This window comes from Mesorhizobium sp. WSM4807 (assembly GCF_055811615.1).
Genome location: NZ_JBVVQY010000006.1, coordinates 131,936 through 150,874 on the forward strand (window position 1 = coordinate 131,936; position 18,939 = coordinate 150,874).

The 18,939-nt window shown below is 63.6% G+C and carries 11 protein-coding genes; 4 read left to right on the top strand and 7 right to left on the bottom strand.

Features of this window, described 5'->3' with window-relative positions:
- Positions 1-38: 38 nt before the first annotated feature.
- From AC0L3N_RS10110 to AC0L3N_RS10120, 3 genes are all read right to left on the bottom strand, one after another.
- Positions 39-1,412: a class II 3-deoxy-7-phosphoheptulonate synthase gene (locus tag AC0L3N_RS10110; protein WP_473547463.1), complete on the bottom strand. Its 1,374-nt coding sequence runs from the start codon at positions 1,410-1,412 to the stop codon at positions 39-41.
- Positions 1,413-1,595: 183 nt separating this feature from the next.
- Positions 1,596-5,093, bottom strand: a complete 3,498-nt coding sequence (gene mfd / locus AC0L3N_RS10115; protein ID WP_473547465.1) for a transcription-repair coupling factor — start codon at positions 5,091-5,093, stop codon at positions 1,596-1,598.
- A 12-nt stretch (positions 5,094-5,105) separates the two neighbouring features.
- Positions 5,106-5,393 carry an FAD assembly factor SdhE gene (locus AC0L3N_RS10120; RefSeq protein ID WP_473547467.1) on the bottom strand — a complete coding sequence of 96 codons (288 nt, stop codon included), beginning with the start codon at positions 5,391-5,393 and terminating at the stop codon, positions 5,106-5,108.
- A gap of 92 nt (positions 5,394-5,485) precedes the next feature.
- Between AC0L3N_RS10120 and recG the strand changes: the two genes are divergently transcribed.
- Positions 5,486-7,594: an ATP-dependent DNA helicase RecG gene (recG, locus tag AC0L3N_RS10125; protein WP_473547469.1), complete on the top strand. Its 2,109-nt coding sequence runs from the start codon at positions 5,486-5,488 to the stop codon at positions 7,592-7,594.
- Here recG and AC0L3N_RS10130 read toward each other — a convergent pair.
- From AC0L3N_RS10130 to AC0L3N_RS10145, 4 genes are all read right to left on the bottom strand, one after another.
- Positions 7,546-8,304: a DUF502 domain-containing protein gene (locus tag AC0L3N_RS10130; protein WP_473487276.1), complete on the bottom strand. Its 759-nt coding sequence runs from the start codon at positions 8,302-8,304 to the stop codon at positions 7,546-7,548. The genes recG and AC0L3N_RS10130 overlap by 49 nt on opposite strands.
- A 79-nt stretch (positions 8,305-8,383) precedes the next feature.
- Positions 8,384-10,207: a glutamine--fructose-6-phosphate transaminase (isomerizing) gene (gene glmS, locus AC0L3N_RS10135; protein ID WP_473547471.1), complete on the bottom strand. Its 1,824-nt coding sequence runs from the start codon at positions 10,205-10,207 to the stop codon at positions 8,384-8,386.
- Positions 10,208-10,455: 248 nt separating this feature from the next.
- Positions 10,456-11,817, bottom strand: a complete 1,362-nt coding sequence (gene glmU / locus AC0L3N_RS10140; RefSeq protein ID WP_473547473.1) for a bifunctional UDP-N-acetylglucosamine diphosphorylase/glucosamine-1-phosphate N-acetyltransferase GlmU — start codon at positions 11,815-11,817, stop codon at positions 10,456-10,458.
- A gap of 404 nt (positions 11,818-12,221) precedes the next feature.
- Positions 12,222-12,968, bottom strand: a complete 747-nt coding sequence (locus tag AC0L3N_RS10145) for a cytochrome c biogenesis CcdA family protein (protein WP_473547627.1) — start codon at positions 12,966-12,968, stop codon at positions 12,222-12,224.
- A 175-nt stretch (positions 12,969-13,143) separates the two neighbouring features.
- Here AC0L3N_RS10145 and AC0L3N_RS10150 point away from each other — a divergent pair, with 175 nt between their 5' ends.
- From AC0L3N_RS10150 to rnr, 3 genes are all read left to right on the top strand, one after another.
- Positions 13,144-13,521: a COG4315 family predicted lipoprotein gene (locus AC0L3N_RS10150; RefSeq protein WP_473547475.1), complete on the top strand. Its 378-nt coding sequence runs from the start codon at positions 13,144-13,146 to the stop codon at positions 13,519-13,521.
- A 455-nt stretch (positions 13,522-13,976) separates the two neighbouring features.
- Positions 13,977-16,610 (top strand): type I DNA topoisomerase, encoded by a 2,634-nt coding sequence (topA, locus tag AC0L3N_RS10155; RefSeq protein ID WP_473547477.1) that lies wholly within the window; start codon positions 13,977-13,979, stop codon positions 16,608-16,610.
- Positions 16,611-16,625: 15 nt separating this feature from the next.
- Positions 16,626-18,929, top strand: a complete 2,304-nt coding sequence (gene rnr, locus AC0L3N_RS10160; protein WP_473547479.1) for a ribonuclease R — start codon at positions 16,626-16,628, stop codon at positions 18,927-18,929.
- Positions 18,930-18,939: the final 10 nt, after the last annotated feature.

Here is an 18,939-nt window from a genome sequence, read left to right on the forward strand (position 1 = left end):
GGGTGTCTCCGACGCTTCTTGATCGATGGCGACTGAAATCAGCCGTTGACGGCCTGCTTGTGCTGAACCGGGTGGCTCTTCTTGAGCAGGTCCGAGACCAGGAATGCCAGCTCGATCGCCTGGTCGGCGTTGAGGCGCGGGTCGCAATGGGTGTGGTAGCGGTCCTGCAGCTCCTCAGCGGTGATGGCGCGGGCGCCGCCGGTGCATTCGGTGACGTTCTTGCCGGTCATCTCGATATGGATGCCGCCCGGATGCGTGCCTTCGGCGCGATGCACCTCGAAGAAGCTCTGCACTTCCTTCAGGATGCGGTCGAATGGCCGCGTCTTGTAGCCGGCAGCCTCGATCGTGTTGCCATGCATCGGATCCGACGACCACACGACGCTGCGGCCTTCCTTCTGCACCGCGCGCACCAGCTTCGGCAGATGCTCGGCGACCTTGTCGGAACCGAAGCGCGCGATCAGCGTCAGCCGGCCGGGCTCATTCTCCGGATTGAGCAGGTCGATGAGTTGCAAGAGGCCATCCGGCGTCAGCGAAGGGCCGCATTTCAGGCCCAGCGGGTTCTTGATGCCACGGCAGTATTCGACATGGGCATGGTCGGGTTGGCGGGTGCGATCGCCGATCCAGATCATATGGCCGGAAGTTGCGTACCAGTCGCCTGAGGTCGAATCGACGCGGGTCAGCGCCTCCTCGTAACCGAGCAGCAGCGCCTCGTGACTGGTGTAGAAGTCGGTCTCGCGCAGCGCGTAATTGGTCTCCGATGTGATGCCGACGGCCTTCATGAAGTCCATCGTCTCGGTGATGCGGATGGCGAGCGACTCGTATTTCTCACCCTGCGGGCTGTCCGACACGAAACCGAGCATCCATTGATGCACGTTCTCCAGGTTGGCGTAGCCGCCCTGGGCGAAGGCGCGCAACAGGTTGAGCGTCGCCGCCGACTGGCGGTAGGCCATCTCCTGGCGTGCGGGGTCGGGAATGCGCGACTTGGCGTCGAACTCGATGCCGTTGATGATGTCGCCGCGATAGCTGGGCAGCGTCACGCCGCCCTTTGTCTCATTGTCGGACGAGCGCGGCTTGGCGAACTGGCCGGCGACACGGCCGACCTTCACCACCGGCTGCGCACCGGCGAAGGTCAGCACCACAGACATCTGCAGGAAGACGCGGAAGAAGTCGCGGATGTTGTCCGCGCCATGCTCGGCAAAACTCTCGGCGCAATCGCCGCCCTGGAGAAGGAATGCGTCACCGGCAGCGACGTTCGCAAGCTGCTTCTTCAGCTTGCGTGCCTCGCCTGCAAAAACCAGGGGCGGAAAGGTGGCGAGCTGGGCTTCCGTGTTCTTCACCGCGGCAAGATCCGGATAGGCAGGAACCTGCTGGATCGGCTTTGCTCTCCACGAATTCGGCGACCATTTCGTCATCGTTGCACCCAACGTTCTTTCCAGCAGGTGCTATCGCCCGCCATTTCGCCCCCCAAATGGGGATCGCGGCTCCATACACGAAGCCGATTTCCTATTCTAGACCGGATTTGGACGTGTGGCGAATGGCCGTGATGCGCCGGAACTGCCGGCGTAGTCGTTGGCCAAAGCAGCAGCAACGCCTTGCTAGGCAGCCTTCTCCACCAGCCGAGCCAATTGCGTAATGACGACGGCGGCCCCGGCCAGACGCTTTTCAGGGGTCGGCCAGTCGCGGCTGAACACGACGCTGTGGTCCGGCCGTATCTTGGCCAGCGAGCCCTGCTCGGCAATGAGCGTGACCAGTCCGACGGGGTTCGAGAACTCGCGCTTGCGGAAGTGGATGACGACGCCCTTTGGTCCGGCATCGAGCTTTTCGACATTGGCCTTGCGGCAGAGCGCCTTGATGAAGACGATCTTCAGCAGATGCTTCACTTCCTCCGGCAACGGTCCGAAGCGGTCGATCAGCTCGGCGCCGAAGGCGTCGATCTCCTCGGTGTTTTCGAGGTCACCGAGGCGGCGATAGAGCGCCAGCCGCAGCTGCAGGTCCGGAACATAGCTTTCCGGGATCATCACCGCCGTGCCGACGGCGATCTGCGGCGACCAGCCGCCATCCTGCACCTCGCCGGAATCCTTCACCTCGGCAACGGCTTCCTCCAGCATCTGCTGGTAAAGCTCGAAGCCGACCTCCTTGATGTGGCCGGACTGCTCTTCGCCGAGAAGGTTGCCGGCGCCGCGGATGTCGAGATCGTGGCTGGCGAGCTGGAAGCCGGCGCCCAGCGTATCGAGCGACTGCAGCACCTTCAGCCGCCGCTCGGCAGTGTCGGTCAGCTTGCGGTTGGCCGGCAGCGTGAACAGCGCATAGGCGCGCACCTTCGAGCGGCCGACGCGGCCGCGCAGCTGGTAAAGCTGCGACAGGCCGAACATGTCGGCGCGATGCACGATCAGCGTGTTGGCGGTCGGGATATCGAGGCCGGATTCGACAATGGTGGTCGACAGCAGCACATCGTACTGGCCGTCATAGAAGGCATTCATGATGTCGTCGAGTTCGCCGGGCGGCATCTGGCCGTGAGCGACAGCCACTTTCAGCTCGGGCACGGATTCGCGAAGGAAATCATGAATTTCCGCCAGATCACTGATGCGCGGCACGACATAGAAGGAATGGCCGCCACGGTAGCGTTCCCGGAGCAGGGTCTCGCGGATGACCAGCGGATCGAAGGGCGAGATGAAGGTGCGCACCGCCAGGCGGTCGACCGGCGGCGTGGCGATCAGCGACAGTTCGCGCACGCCGGTCAGCGCCAGCTGCAGCGTGCGCGGGATCGGCGTTGCCGATAGCGTCAGCACATGCACGTCGCTCTTCAGGTCCTTCAGCCGTTCCTTGTGCTTGACGCCAAAGTGCTGTTCCTCGTCGATGATCAACAGGCCGAGATTCTTGAACGAGATCGACGAGCCGAGCAGCGCATGAGTGCCGACGACGATGTCGACCGTGCCTTCGGCGATACCTTTCTTCGTCTCTGCCAGTTCCTTGGCGCCGACCAGCCGCGAAGCCTGGGCGACGCGGATCGGCAAGCCGGAGAAGCGCTGCGAGAAGGTCTTGAAGTGCTGGCGCGAGAGAAGCGTCGTCGGCACCACCACCGCGACCTGAAAGCCTTCCATCGCCGCGATGAAGGCGGCGCGAAGTGCAACTTCCGTCTTGCCGAAGCCGACATCGCCGCAGATCAGCCGGTCCATCGGCTTTCCGGCGCCCAGATCACCCATGACCGAATCGATCGCCGTCTGCTGGTCGTCGGTCTCCTCATAGGGAAACCGCGCGGCGAATTCGCCATAGAGACCGTCCCCCGGCACCAGCGAAGGAGCGGCGCGCATATGCCGCTCGGCGGCGATGCGGATCAACTGCCCGGCCATGTCGAGCAGCCGCCGCTTCAGCCGCGCCTTGCGCGACTGCCAGGCGCCGCCGCCAAGCTTGTCCAATGTCGCTTCGGCCGAATCTGAACCATAGCGCGACAGAAGTTCGATGTTCTCCACCGGCAGGAACAGCCGGTCGTCGCCGGCATAATGGATTTCGAGGCAATCATGCGGCGCACCGACCGCCTCGATGGTGCGCAGTCCGATGAACCGGCCAATGCCGTGATCGGTATGGACGACGATGTCGCCGGAGGACAATGCCGAGGCCTCGGCGATGAAGTCGGAAGGACGCTTCTTGCGCTTCGAGCGACGGATCAGCCGGTCGCCCAGAATGTCCTGCTCGGCGACGACGACCAGTTTCTCGGTCTCGAAGCCGGATTCGAGCGGCAGCACGGCAAGTCCCGCCTGCCCCGGTTCAAGCTTTTCCGCCTCGGCCAATGTGGCGACCGGCCTGAGATTGCCGAGGTGATGCTCGGCCAGGATCTGGCCGAGCCGGTCGAGCGAACCTTCGGTCCAGCCGGCGATAACGACGCGGCGGCGGGCGGCGCGCTCATCGGCAATGTGTTTTACGACGACGTCGAAGACGTTGATGTTGGGGTCGGCGCGCTCCTCGACGAAGCTGCGGGCATGCCGCGAGCCGGCATGGAAGATTTTCTTCGCGCCGGCATCGGGCGCGTCGAACGGCGTGAAGTCGATCGCTTCGCGCGGCCCAAGCGAGGCGATGAGGTTTTCGGGCGACAGATAAAGCAGGTCGGGCGGCACCGGCTTGTAGGGGACGGCGTCCTTCAACGCGCCGTCGGCCTGTTTCCTGCGCGCCTCGTAATGGTCGAGGATCAGCGCATGGCGCTCAGTCAGTGCCTCATGCGCCAGATGGTCGAACACGACAGGCGTGTCCGGCAGATAGTCGAACACCGTCTCCAGCCGCTGGTAGAAGAACGGCAGCCAGTGCTCCATGCCGGCAAAACGCCGCCCCTCGCTGACCGCCGCATACAGCCCATCGTCGCGCGAGGGTGCGCCAAAGGCATCGATGTAGCTGCGGCGGAAGCGGCTGATGGACTCCGGCGTCAGCGCCACTTCGCTCATCGCCTGCAGCGCCATCGACTTGCGCTGGCCGGTGGTGCGCTGCGTAGCGGCGTCGAAGACGCGGATCGATTCCAGCGTGTCGCCGAAGAAATCGAGCCGCAGCGCTTCGGTCCAGCCCGGCGCGAACAGGTCAAGAATGCCGCCGCGCACGGCAAACTCGCCGACGCCGCGCACGGTTGGCACCCGTTCGAAGCCTGATATCTCCAGCCGCGACGCCAGTGCGTTCATGTCGATCTGGTTGCCGGGTTTGGCGTGAAATGTCTGCGCCTCGACAAGGCCTGCCGGCGGAATGCGCTGCAGCAGCGCGTTGGCGGTGGTCAGGATGACGGCGCGGTGCGGTTTCTTCGCCAACGCGATCATTGCCGTGAGCGCATCGAGCCGCCGCGCGGCTGCATCCGAGCCGGGCGAAACGCGGTCATAGGGCAGACAATCCCAGGCCGGCAGTTCGAGCACCGGCAGGCCAGGCGCGGCAAATGAAAGCGCCTCGACGATCGAAGGCAGGCGCTGGCCGTCGCGTGCCACGAACAGCACCGGCTTGTCGGGCGCGATCTCGTGCGCGGCCTGCACCAGCGCAAAGGCTTCGTAACCGTCGGCGACGCCGTCGACGATGAACTGGCCGGCGCGGCCTTTCGGCAGGCCGATGGTGGGGATCAGGCTCATGGAATCACGTATTCAGAATGTCATCGCCTGGCGCGAAGCCAGGATTTTTTGCAGGACGGCACATTCGATATTTGCGGGAATCGGGCGCTTGCCCGTGATCACGGGCAGGAATTCGGTATCGGGAATGTCGAGGAGCCTCTCATATTGGTCGAGTTCGTCGCCGGTCAAGGCGCCGATCTCGGCATCCGCGAAACTGCCGAGAATGAGGTCCATTTCACGCATGCCGCGATGCCAGGACCGAAACAGAAGCTTGCGGCGGCGGGCGTCGAGCCCCTCGCTTGATCGTCTTGTTCCGGTCATTGTCCAGCATCCTTGCCTGAAGCGGCGCATATAGCGTGGATAGAGGGCGGTGTCAGCCTTGCGCTGCGGCTGTCTCGACATAAGCTGACATCATGCGCCCTTCCCTCCTCGATCCGCTGTTTGTCCCGATCACCTCGCTTGCCGGCGTCGGGCCGAAGGTCGGCGCACTGATCGAGAAGGTCGTGCCGGCCGATCTCGGCGACCGCGCGGCGCGTGCCGGCGATCTTCTGTTCGTGCTGCCCCACACGGTGATCGACCGCCGCAACCGGCCGGGTATCGCCGGTTCGGCCGAAGGCGCGATCGTCACCCTCGAAGTGCGCATCGACCGCCACCAGCCGCCGCCGCGCGGCAACAGATCGGTGCCGTACCGGGTTTACGCCCATGACGACACCGGCGAGATCGCGCTGACCTTTTTCCATGCGCACGCCGCCTATCTTGAAAAGGCGATGCCTGAGGGCGAGCATGTCGTGGTCTCCGGGCGCATGGAATGGTTCAACGGCCGCCCGACTATGGTTCATCCCGACCACATCGCGTTGGCCAGTGAGGCGGAAAACCTGCCGCTGGTCGAGCCGGTTTATCCGCTCACCGCCGGGCTCTCGGGAAAAGTGCTGCGCCGGGCAATCGGCCAGGCGCTCGCTCGCTTGCCGGTGCTGCCGGAATGGCAGGACGGCGAGTTTCTGCGCCGCCAGACCTTTCCTGCCTTCGGCGACGCGCTCGCCCGCATCCACAATCCCGCCGACCCGCTCGACGTCTCCGTCGACGGCGCGGCCTGGCGGCGTCTCGCCTATGACGAGTTTCTGGCAGGCCAGGTGTCGCTGGCGCTGGTGCGGGCAAAAGTCCGCCGCTTATCCGGAAGACCATTGGTCGGCGACGGACGCATCGTCGAAAAGCTGCGCGCCGCCCTTCCCTATTCGCTGACCAATTCGCAGGAAATGGCGCTTGCCGAAATCAACACCGATCTCGGTGACCCCGAACGCATGCTGCGCCTGCTGCAGGGAGATGTCGGCTCCGGCAAGACGGTTGTCGCGCTGCTCGCCATGGCACGCGCCGCCGAGGCCGGCGGCCAGGCGGCGTTGATGGCGCCGACCGAAATCCTGGCGCGCCAGCATCTTGCGACGATTGCACCTTTGGCGGAACAGGCGGGCCTGCGCGTTGCTATCCTCACCGGCCGCGAAAAGGGCCGCGAGCGCACCGACACGTTGGCCGGTCTGGCCGATGGCGAGATCGACATCGTCGTCGGCACCCACGCCCTGTTCCAGGAAACGGTGACGTTCCACGACCTCGTCCTCGCCGTCATCGACGAACAGCACCGTTTCGGCGTCCACCAGCGGCTTGCCATCACCGCCAAGGGCGATGCGCCCGACATGCTGGTGATGACGGCGACGCCGATCCCGCGCACGCTGGTGTTGACCGCCTTCGGCGACATGGACGTGTCGAAGCTCACCGAAAAGCCGGCTGGTCGTCAGCCGATCCGCACCGTCACCCTGCCGCTCGAGCGGCTCGACGAACTGGTCGGCCGCATGCGCGACGCCGTCGCCGACGGCCAGAAGATCTACTGGATCTGTCCACTGGTCGAGGAGTCCGAAGAGATCAAGCTGATGTCGGCGGAGGACCGTTTTGCCTCACTGTATCAGCTGTTCGGCGACCAAATCGGCCTGGTGCACGGACGCATGAAGGGCGCCGAAAAGGACGAGGCGATGCGCGCCTTCAAGGCCGGCGAGACACGCATCCTGATCGCCACCACGGTCATCGAGGTCGGTGTCGATGTGCCGGATGCGACGATCATGGTCATCGAGCATGCCGAGCGCTTCGGCCTCGCCCAGCTGCACCAGTTGCGCGGCCGGGTCGGGCGCGGCGAAAAACCGTCCTCCTGCGTGCTGCTCTACAAGGATCCGCTCGGCGAGACGGCAACGCGCCGGCTGTCGGTGATGCGCGAGACCGAGGACGGCTTCCGCATCGCCGAGGAGGATCTGAAGCTGCGCGGCGAAGGCGAGCTGCTGGGCACCCGCCAGTCCGGCACGCCGGGCTTCCAGGTGGCGCGCATCGAGGCGCATGCCGACCTGCTCGAAGCCGCCCGCGACGACGCACGGCTGATCCTGTCGCGCGATCCGGAGCTGCAATCCGAACGCGGCGCCGCCCTTCGCATGCTGCTTTATTTGTTCGGCCGCGACGAAGCGGTGCGGCTCTTGCGCGCCGGCTGAGGCCCGGCACCCACCGGCGGATTGGCGATCTGCACGCCGATCGGCTTGCCGTTCAACGTCACCATTTTCGTCTTGACCTCCGGTGCCACCAGCCCGGCCGAGACGATCAGCTTGGCCCCGTCCTCGATCGTCATGTCGAGCAGCACGACATCGGATTTCGGCACATACATCAGGAAGCCGGTGGTCGGGTTGGGCGTGCACGGCATGAACACCGCGATCAGCGGGTTGCCTTCCTGGTCGAGCTTCTGGTTGATCTCGGTTTCCTTCTCGCTGGCGACGAAGACCAGCGACCAGACGCCCTTGCGCGGGTATTCGACCAGCCCGACCTGGCGAAACATGTCTCCCTTGTTCGACAGCACGGTCTCGAAGATCTGCTTCAGCGAGCCGTAGATGCCGCGCACCAGCGGCATGCGGCCGAGCAGGCGCTCACCAAACAAGACGATGGCGCGGCCGACGATATTGGCGGTCAGGAAACCGATCAGGGTGATCAGGATCAAGGCGACGATCAGGCCAAAACCCGGAACCGGCGCCGGCAAATAGCTATCGGGGTTGTAGCGCGCCGGAATATAGGGTTTCACCCAGGAATCGACCCAGCCGATGAAGGACCATGCAATGTAGGCGGTGATCGCCAGCGGCGCGCAGACAACAAAACCTGTCAGGAAATAATTCCGCAGCCGGGTCATGCCTGAGGTCTTGGAAGCATCGGACATGGTTCACCGCAGCACTGATTGCGGCACAACATTAGTGAACCGCAATCGGCTTTGGAACTGCGAAATTTTTAAACCACGGCTATTCCACAGTCACCGATTTCGCCAGGTTGCGCGGCTGGTCGACGTCGGTGCCCATGAACACCGCGGTGAAATAGGCCAGCATCTGGATCGGCAGCGCGTAGATGATCGGCGAGATGATTTCCGGCACGTCCGGCAGCACGATCGTCTCCATCGTCTTCACCGTGGCGTGCGCGGCACCCTTGCTGTCGGTGATCAGGATGATCTTGCCGCCGCGCGCAGCCACTTCCTGCATGTTCGACACGGTCTTTTCAAAGATGCGGTCATGCGGGGCAATAACGATGACCGGCATGTTCTCGTCGATCAGCGCGATAGGCCCGTGCTTCAGTTCGCCGGCGGCATAGCCCTCGGCATGGATATAGGAGATTTCCTTGAGCTTCAGCGCACCTTCCATGGCCAGCGGGAAATTGGTGTCGCGGCCGAGATAGAGCACGTTCTTGTAGTGCGAGAGGTCGCGCGCAACCTTTTCGATCTGGCCGTCGAGCTTCAGGACCTGGTTGGCGTAGCGGGGCGCTTCCGACAGTTGGCGGACCAGCGTCGTTTCCTGCTCGCGCGAAATCGTTCCGCGCGCCACGCCGGCCCGCACGGCAATCGAGGCCAGCACCGACAATTGACAGGTGAAGGCCTTGGTCGAGGCGACACCGATCTCCGGCCCGGCCAGCGTCGGCAGGATGACGTCGGACTCGCGCGCCATCGTCGATTCGCGGACATTGACGACCGCGCCGATCTTCATCCCGGCCTGCCGGCAATAGCGCAGCGAGGCCAGCGTGTCGGCGGTCTCGCCCGATTGCGAGATGAAGAAGGCGGCGTCTGTCTTCGACAGCGGCATCTCGCGGTAGCGGAATTCCGAAGCGACATCGATGTCGACCGGCAGCCGCGCATAGCGCTCGAACCAGTATTTGCTGATCAGGCCGGCCAGATAGGCGGTGCCGCAGGCCGAAATCGCCAGCCGATTGATCTCAGCGAAATTGAACGGCAGCTCGAGCGGCTTCGAGACGCCGCCAACAAAATCCACATAATGCGCCAGCGTGTGCGAGATCACCTCGGGCTGTTCATGAATTTCCTTCTCCATGAAATGGCGCCGGTTGCCCTTGTCGACCATGAAGCTGGTGCTGAGCGACTGCTGGCGCTTGCGGTCGACCTTGTTGCCGTCCATGTCGAAGATGCCGACGTCGTCGCGGCGCACCACCGCCCAGTCGCCATCCTCCAGATAGGTGATCGAATTGGTGAAGGGGGCAAGCGCGATGGCGTCGGAGCCCAAAAACATCTCGCCATCGCCATGGCCGACGGCCAGCGGCGGGCCGTTACGCGCGCCGACGATGAGATCCTCGTCTCCCCTAAACATGATGGCCAGCGCAAAGGCGCCTTCCAGCCGCTTCAGCGCCTGGTGCGCGGCCTCGACCGGCTGCAGGCCCCTGGCCAGTTCGCGACCCACCAGGTGTGCGACGACCTCGGTGTCGGTCTGCGATGAAAATGTGTAGCCGTCGCGCATCAGCTCGTCGCGCAATTCGGCGAAATTCTCGATGATGCCGTTGTGGACGATGGCGACGCCGTCGGAAAAATGCGGATGCGCATTGGTCTCATTGGGCACGCCATGCGTTGCCCAGCGCGTGTGGCCGATGCCGATCATGCCGTCGAGCGGTTCGTCCTTCAGCCGGCGTTCGAGATTGATCAGCTTGCCCTCGGCGCGGCGACGCGCAAGCTTGCCGTGCTCGACGGTGGCGACGCCAGCCGAATCATAGCCGCGATATTCGAGCCTTTTCAGTGCATCGACGATCAGTGGCGCGACCGGCGAGTGACTGACAATTCCGACGATACCGCACATAGACGTTGCCCCCGATTCCGGCATAAAAGCCCGGCGCCATTTAGGGTTGGCCGGGCTGCCGCGAAAATCACATTGCGTTTCGTCCCGTATCAGCCGGAACGATCTTGCACAGATGCACCATGACAGGGCGCTCTTGCAATCCGGTTACAGCAATCGCTCAGTTTCTCCGAGCATGCATCCTATGTCGCCTCGGTGGTTCCTGAAATCCATCAAAGATATGATGCAGTTCGTTGCGGAGCTCCGTCAGGCTAGCCTTTTTTCCGGGCCGCCGCTGCCGAAGCAAAACGCTCGCGCAATTCCTTGCCCTTGCCGGGCAGCGTCCTCTGGCGGGCGCGGCCGAATGCCAACCCATCGTCCGGCACGCTTTCGGTGATCACGCTGCCCGAAGCGATGTAGCCGCCCTTGCCGATTGTGACAGGCGCCACCAGCGAGGAATTCGAGCCGACGAAGGCGCCCTCGCCGATATCGGTGAAGAATTTCGAGTAGCCGTCATAATTGCAGGTGATGGTTCCAGCGCCGATGTTGGCGCCGGCGCCGACGCGGGCATCACCGATATAGGTCAGGTGATTGACCTTGGCGCCCTCCTCGACCGTCGCCTGCTTGACCTCGCAGAAATTTCCGACCTTGGCTTTTTGCTTGAGATCGGCGCCCGGCCGCAGCCGTGCAAACGGACCGACATCGCAGTTCGAAGCGATCGTGGCGCCTTCAATATGGCTGAAGGCATGGATCTTGGCGCCCGTGGCGATCTTCACGCCCGGCCCGAACCAGACGTTGGGTTCGACGATCGTGTCGGCGCCGATCTCGGTGTCGTGCGAAAAGAACACGGTTTCCGGCGCGATCAGCATGACCCCGGAGAGCATGGCCTCGCGCCGCCGACGCGTCTGCCAGATGCCTTCCGCCGCAGCGAGTTCGGCACGGTTGTTGATGCCGAGCACATTCTCGAAGCCGGCTTCTGCAGCAACGACATCAAAACCCTGCCCGCCGGCGATCTCGACGATGTCAGTGAGGTAATACTCGCCCTTGGCGTTGTTGTTGCCGACTTGATCGAGTAGCTGCAGCGCATGCTTTCCCGCAATCGCCATCAGCCCGCCATTGCAGAAGGTGATTTTCTTCTCCTCGTCGGTGCAGTCCTTTTCCTCGCGGATGGCGATGAGCTTGCCGCCTTTTTCGATCAAGCGGCCATAGCCGGACGGATTTGACGTGCGGAAGCCGACCACAACGACGGCAGCGCCTTCAGCCAGCTTCAGGCGCGCAGCGGTCAGCACCGCCGGATCGATCAGCGGCGTATCGCCGAACATCACCAGGACGTCATCGTAACCCTTTGATATCGCGTCGCGAGCAGCCAGAACGGCATGCGCCGTGCCGAGCCGCTTGTCCTGGACGAAGGTCTCCGCCTTCGGCGCGAACTTTTGCGTGGCCTTGCGCATCTCGTCCGCGCCATGGCCGATCACCAGCGCCAGATCACCGCTGCCTGCGGCTTCCGCAGCCTTGACGACATGGGCGACCATCGGCAGGCCGGCGATCGGGTGCAGCACTTTTGGCACAGCGCTTTTCATGCGCGTGCCTTCGCCGGCGGCGAGGATAACGGACAGGCAGGTTCTCTGGCTCATGGAATGGCAACCATATGAAAAGGGTCGGGAATCAAGGCATGTCTAGCATTGGCGCCAATGCTGCGCCAATGCGGTTAAATTCCAGTGAGGTGGTTGTGCTGCGTCGCAAATTCGATTTCTAATCCGGCCAATGATCTATGCTGGCGCTGCCCCTCATCTGCCTGCCGGCATCTTCTCCCCGTATAGTGACGGGGAGAAGGAGGAGGCTGGCCGCAACCTCGGCACCCTTTCTGCAGCGCTGGAGATTGGCGAAATCCTTTGCGAAGGCGTCCTTCTCCCCGTCACTATACGGGGAGAAGTGCCCGGCAGGGCGATGAGGGGCGGCGCAAACCTGAAGCGATTACCGTGCCGGCAACGCCAGCTGCGATAGCTGTGAGTCGCATCAAGCTTTCGACTTGATCTAATCAACCCAGTTGCCCCAGCATCGGGAAATTCTCCAGCAGCCAGTAGGACGCGGCCTGCACGCCGCCGGTCAGGAAAAAGACGCCGGCGACGACCAGCAGTACGCCCATCGCCTTTTCGACACGGCCGAGATGGACGCGGAATTTCGAGAGAAGGCGCATGAAGGCGCCGGAAAACAGCGCCGCGATCAGGAACGGTATGCCGAGGCCGAGCGAATAGGCGGCAAGCAGCAGCGCGCCCTCGCCCACCGTCTCGCGGCCGCCGGCAAGCGTCAGGATCGGCCCCAGCACCGGTCCGATGCAGGGTGTCCAGCCGAAGGCGAAGGCCAGTCCCATGACGTATGCGGCAACGATACTGGCCGGCTTGCCCCGCGACTGGAAGCGCGCCTCACGCGACAGCAGCGGGATGCGCAATATGCCGAGGAAATTCAGCCCCATCAGGATGATCAGCACGCCGGCGGCCATGGCCAGCGGCTCCTGCCAGACGCGCAGCAGCCGGCCGATGGTCGAGGCGCCGGCGCCCAACGCCACGAAGACGGTCGAAAAGCCGAGAACAAAGGCGATCGAGGCATAGAGCAGCGCGCTGCGTGCGTCTGCCTTGGCCGCGACGCCGGCATTGCCTCGGAAATCATCGACCGATACGCCCGCCATGTAGCAGAGATAGGGCGGCACCAGCGGCAGCACGCAGGGCGACAGGAACGAGATCGCCCCCGCCCCGACCGCGCTGACATAGCCGATATCCAATGCCATTCCCGAAACTCCAACTGTATCGGCGCCGATATAGCGGCGCACGTCCTTGTCCGCCAATCACCAATGCGTGGCAAGTTGCCGCCTCGCATCGAGGAAGAAACGACCCACCAAGCGCGTTGATGCAACGAGGCCGCGGCTTTTCCGCGCGCTTCTCGATCATATCAGGGAGAGCGTCATGAAATCGATCACAGTTGGGCTGGCGGTGCTTTTGCTCGGCACCGCCACCTCATATGCCGCCGAAGCGTGGAAAGAAGCCGATATCGGCGGCACCAAGATATACACCGATGCCAACGGCATGACCCTTTACACCTACGACAAGGACGAGATGGGCAAGTCGAACTGCTACGACAAATGCGCCGCCAGTTGGCCGCCGCTGAAGGCTGAGGCCGACGCCAAGCCCGAAGGCGAATGGACAATCGTCGACCGCACCGACGGCACCAAGATGTGGGCCTATGAAGGCAAGCCGCTCTACACATTCATCAAGGACAAGAAGGCCGGCGATGTGACCGGCGACGGAGTCGGCGGCGTCTGGCACATCGCCAAGGCCGACTAAGCCCCGAACCTCAATCCCCGCCCTTGACCGGCGGGAAATCCCTGGCTGCCGCGTATCCCTGCAGGCCTCCCGGCGGCCAGCTTCTTGTGCCGTCCCGCTGGACACACGAGCCCCACTCGCCACGCCAGTCTCGCCCGCCAGCGTCGTCTCATCATGCCGGGCGTCCCTCAGCTGGGGCTGGCGCGTGATCGATGTTTCTCTTATATCCGCAGAAGATTTTGTCCCGTTTTCCCGGATTCATGCCGGCTTGTCCAACGATAGGGCAGCTGGTCACCTTATCTGGGATTGCGGATATCACATGATGCGCCCTTGGGTTGCGCGCTCAATGCAGGCCTGCATTTTGGGCGCTTCCCCTTGACCGAATGCAAAAGCGCGGCCATGTGAGCGACAATTGTACGAGATTTCGTCGCGCGCAGCGGAATTCTTCTGCCGCACCACAGCTGATATGAGACCTCATGGACGTCGTCGTCGTCGAATCGCCGGCCAAAGCGAAGACAATCAACAAGTACCTCGGAAAGAACTACAAGGTCCTGGCCTCGTTCGGTCACGTCCGCGATCTGCCGGCCAAGGATGGCTCGGTGCGTCCGGACGAGGATTTTGCCATGTCCTGGGCTGTCGACACTGCCTCGAGCAAACGTCTTGCCGACATCGCCAAGGCGGTCAAGGACGCCGACGGCCTGATCCTCGCCACCGATCCGGATCGCGAAGGCGAAGCCATTTCCTGGCATGTCCTGGAAGTGCTGAAGCAGAAGCGAGCGCTGAAGGACAAGCCGGTCAGCCGCGTCGTCTTCAACGCCATCACCAAATCGTCGGTGCTGGAAGCGATGGCCAATCCGCGTCAGATCGATGCGCCGCTGGTCGATGCCTATCTCGCTCGCCGCGCGCTCGACTATCTCGTCGGCTTCACGCTGTCGCCCGTCCTGTGGCGCAAGCTGCCCGGCGCCCGTTCCGCCGGCCGCGTCCAGTCGGTGGCATTGCGCCTCGTCTGCGACCGCGAGTTGGAGATCGAGCGCTTCATCCGCGAGGAATACTGGCAAGTCGCCGCCATTCTCGGCACGCCGCGCAAGGAAAATTTCGAAGCGCGGCTGACCGCCTTCGACCGCAAGAAGCTGCAAAAGCTCGACATTTCGAACAAGGCGCAGGCCGACGACATCAAGGCGATGCTGGAAGGTGCGACCTTCAAGGCGCTGTCGGTCGAAGCCAAGCCGACCAAGCGCAATCCAGGTCCGCCCTTCACCACCTCGACGCTGCAGCAGGCCGCCTCCTCGCGCCTCGGTTTTTCGGCAAGCCGCACCATGCAGGTGGCGCAGCGGCTCTATGAAGGCATGGACATCGGCGGCGAGACCACCGGCCTGATCACCTATATGCGAACCGACGGCGTGCAGATGGCGCCCGAGGCGATATCAGCCGCGCGCGACGCGATCGCAAAAGAGTTCGGCCCAAAATACCTGCCTGAAAAGCCGCGCTACTACACGACCAAGGCCAAGAACGCCCAGGAAGCGCACGAAGCGATTCGCCCGACCGATTTCATGCGCACGCCCGCTTCGGTCAGGCAATATCTCGATGCCGACCAGGCACGGCTCTACGAGATAGTGTGGAAACGCGCCATCGCCAGCCAGATGCAGCCGGCCGAGATCGAGCGTACCACTGCCGAGATCGAGGCGGTCAACGGCGCCCGCACCGCGGAGCTTCGCGCCGTCGGTTCGGTCATTCGCTTCGACGGCTTCATTGCCGCCTATACCGACCAGAAGGATGAGGATTCGGAAGACGAGGAAGACCGCCGTCTGCCCGAGATCCGCGCCGGCGAACAGCTCGACCGCGAGGCGATCAACGCCACCCAGCACACCACCGAACCGCCGCCGCGCTATTCGGAAGCCTCGCTGATCAAGAAGCTGGAAGAGCTCGGCATCGGCCGGCCGTCGACCTACACGGCGATCCTGAAGACGCTGGAGGATCGCGACTACGTCAGCATGGACAAGCGCAAGCTGTTGCCGCAGGCGAAGGGCCGGCTGTTGTCGGCCTTCCTCGAAAGCTTCTTCGAGCGCTATGTCGAATATGATTTTACCGCCTCGCTCGAGGAAAAACTCGATGAAATCTCCGACGGCAAGCTCGCCTGGAAGGATGTGCTGCGCGATTTCTGGAAGGATTTCTCGGGCGCCGTCGCCGACATCAAGGAATTGCGTGTCACCGACGTGCTCGACGCGCTCAACGAGGAACTGGCGCCGCTGGTGTTTCCCGCGCGCGAGGACGGCTCAAATCCGCGCATCTGCCCGAAATGCGGCACCGGCAACCTGTCGCTGAAGCTCGGCAAGTTCGGCGCCTTCGTCGGCTGCTCGAACTATCCCGAATGCTCCTTCACCCGCCAGCTCGGCGACGCCGCCAACCCCAATGGCGAAAACGGCAATGGCGAGGACGGCACCAAGGTGCTGGGCAAAGACCCCTACACGGCGGAGGAAATCACGCTGCGCAGCGGTCGTTTTGGCCCCTATATCCAGCGCGGCGACGGCAAGGAAGCCAAGCGTTCCAGCCTGCCCAAGGGCTGGACAGTCGATTCGATCGACCACGAAAAGGCCCTCGCCCTGCTGTCGCTGCCGCGCGACGTCGGCAAGCATCCGGAATCCGGCAAGATGATCTCGGCCGGTCTGGGGCGCTACGGCCCGTTCGTTCTGCATGACGGCACCTACGCCAATCTCGACAGCATCGAGGACGTGTTCTCGATCGGTCTCAACCGGGCCGTGTCGGTCATCGCCGAGAAGCAGTTGAAGGGCCCGGGCGGCCGCAATGGCGGCACGCCCGCCGCCTTGAAGGAGCTTGGCGAGCATCCCGCAGGCGGCGGCAAGATCGTCGTGCGTGACGGCAAATACGGGCCTTATGTTAATTTCGGCAAGGTCAATGCGACGCTGCCGAAGGGCAAGGACCCGCAGTCGGTGACAATCGAGGACGCGGTGGCGCTGATTGCCGAGAAGGAAGCCAAGGGTGGCAACGGCGGCAGAAAGCCCTTCCGCAAAGCGGCCGCACCTGCCAAAAAGCCTGCGGCGGCCAAAAAACCGGCGGCCCAAAAACCGGCGGCCAAGAAAGTGGCCAACTAAAAGGGATAGTGCATCGTGGCGCGCAGGGTATCCGGAAGAAGTCATGGCGATCTGCGCACCGCCGACACCAGGGCCAAGGTCAAAGACAACTACCGCCCGTCCCGCGACGAAATCCTGCGCTACATCGCCGAAAACCCCGATCGCTCCGGCAAACGCGACATCGCCAAGGCGTTTGCGCTGCGCGGCGAGGACCGTATCTGGCTGAAGGACATTTTGCGCGACCTGCAGGACGAAGGCCTGCTGACCAAGGAGCGCAAACGGCTCGCCCGTGTCGGCGCCCTCGCCCATGTCGCCGTGCTCGACATCTTTGGCCGCGACGCCGACGGCGTGCTGCTGGCGCACCCAACCGAAGCCGTGGGCAACGGCGAGCCGCCTGTCATAGCGATCCGCGTGTCGCGCGGCGGCGGCCCGACACCGGGCGTCGGCGACCGTGTGCTGGCCAAGACCTTTCCAACCGATGACGCGACGGGCCCCGCCTATACCGGGCGGGTGATGAAGATCTTCGAGAAGCGCACCGAGGCCGTTCTCGGCGTCTTCCGCGTGCTGCAGGACGGCACCTTCCGCATCGAGCCTGTCGAAAGACGCCAGCCGGAGCTGATCGTCGACAAGGAATTCCAGAACGGCGCCAAGAATGGCGATCTGGTCGAGGTCGAGCCGGCGCGGGCCTCCCGCTATGGACTGCCCAGAGCCAAGGTGCTGGCGGTGCTCGGTTCGCTGACCAGCGAAAAAGCGGTCTCGATGATCGCCATCCACGCGCATGACATTCCGCATATTTTCCCGGCAGACGTCATTGCCGAGGCGGAGGCGGTCAAACCGGCGACGCTGGCCGGCCGCGAGGACTGGCGCGAGCTGCCGCTGGTCACCATCGATCCGGCCGACGCCAAGGACCATGACGACGCGGTGTTCGCCATATCGGATCCGGACGAGAAGAACCCCGGCGGCGTGGTGGTTACCGTGGCGATTGCCGATGTCGCCGCTTATGTGCGCTATGGCACCGCGCTCGACCGCGAGGCGCTGAAGCGTGGCAACTCGGTCTATTTCCCGGATCGCGTCGTGCCGATGCTGCCGGAGCGCATCTCCAACGACCTTTGTTCGCTGCGCGAAGGCCAGGACCGCCCGGCGCTGGCGGTCCGCATGACTTTCTCGGCCGATGGCCGCAAGCTCAGGCATTCGTTCCACCGCATCATGATGAAGTCGGCGGCGAAACTCGCCTATCGCCAAGCGCAGGCCGCGATCGACGGCACGCCGGACGACAAGACCGGCCAGATCCTCGACACGGTGCTGAAGCCGCTGTGGGACGCCTACGCCGTGGTGAAGCGCGGCCGTGAGACGCGCCAGCCGCTCGAGCTTGAATTGCCGGAGCGGAAAATCCTGCTCAAGGAGGACGGCACTGTCGACCGGGTCGTCGTGCCGGAGCGGCTCGACGCGCACAAGCTGATCGAAGAGTTCATGATCCAGGCCAATGTCGCGGCGGCCGAGACGCTGGAGGCGAAACGGCAGGCATTGGTCTACCGCATCCACGACGCACCTTCGCTCGCCAAGCAGGAATCGCTGCGCGAATTCCTGCAGACGCTTGGCCTGTCGCTGGCACGCGGCGCGCAGATGCGACCGAACCAGTTCAACGGGATTCTGGATCGCGTCCGCGGCGCCGACCATGAGGGACTGGTCAACGAGGTGGTGCTGCGCACGCAGATGCAGGCCGAATATTCGCCCAGCAACATCGGCCATTTCGGCCTCAATCTGAAGCGCTACGCGCATTTCACCTCGCCGATCCGCAGATATGCCGACCTGATCGTGCATCGCGGGCTGATTGCCGCGCTCGGCTTCGGTGCGGGTGGACTGACGCAGGATGAGGCGGAGCGGCTGGAAGAAGTTTCTGCGCTGATCTCAGCCACCGAGCGCCGCGCCATGGCTGCCGAGCGCGACACGGTCGACCGGCTGATCGCCGCCTATCTCGCCGAGCGTGTCGACGATCGTTTCGATGCACGCATTTCGGGCGTCACCAAATCGGGACTATTTGTCCAATTGCCGCAGTATGGCGCAGATGGTTTCATCCCGGTGTCAAGTCTGGAGGGCGATTACTACATATACGACGAAACTGCCCGATCGCTTTTCGGAGAACGCACCGGCAAGGGCTACCAGCTTGCCGACCGCGTCGAGGTTCGCCTGATCGAGGTGGCGCCTATGGCCGGCGCGATGCGTTTCGAGATGCTGACCGACCCGAAGCCGCTGCCCGGCTCCAAACGGTCGTTTCACAAGGCCAAAGGCCGCGCCCGTGCGTCGCAATCGCGTCCAGGCTCGCGCGGCAGGAGACGGTAATGCCAAGCGA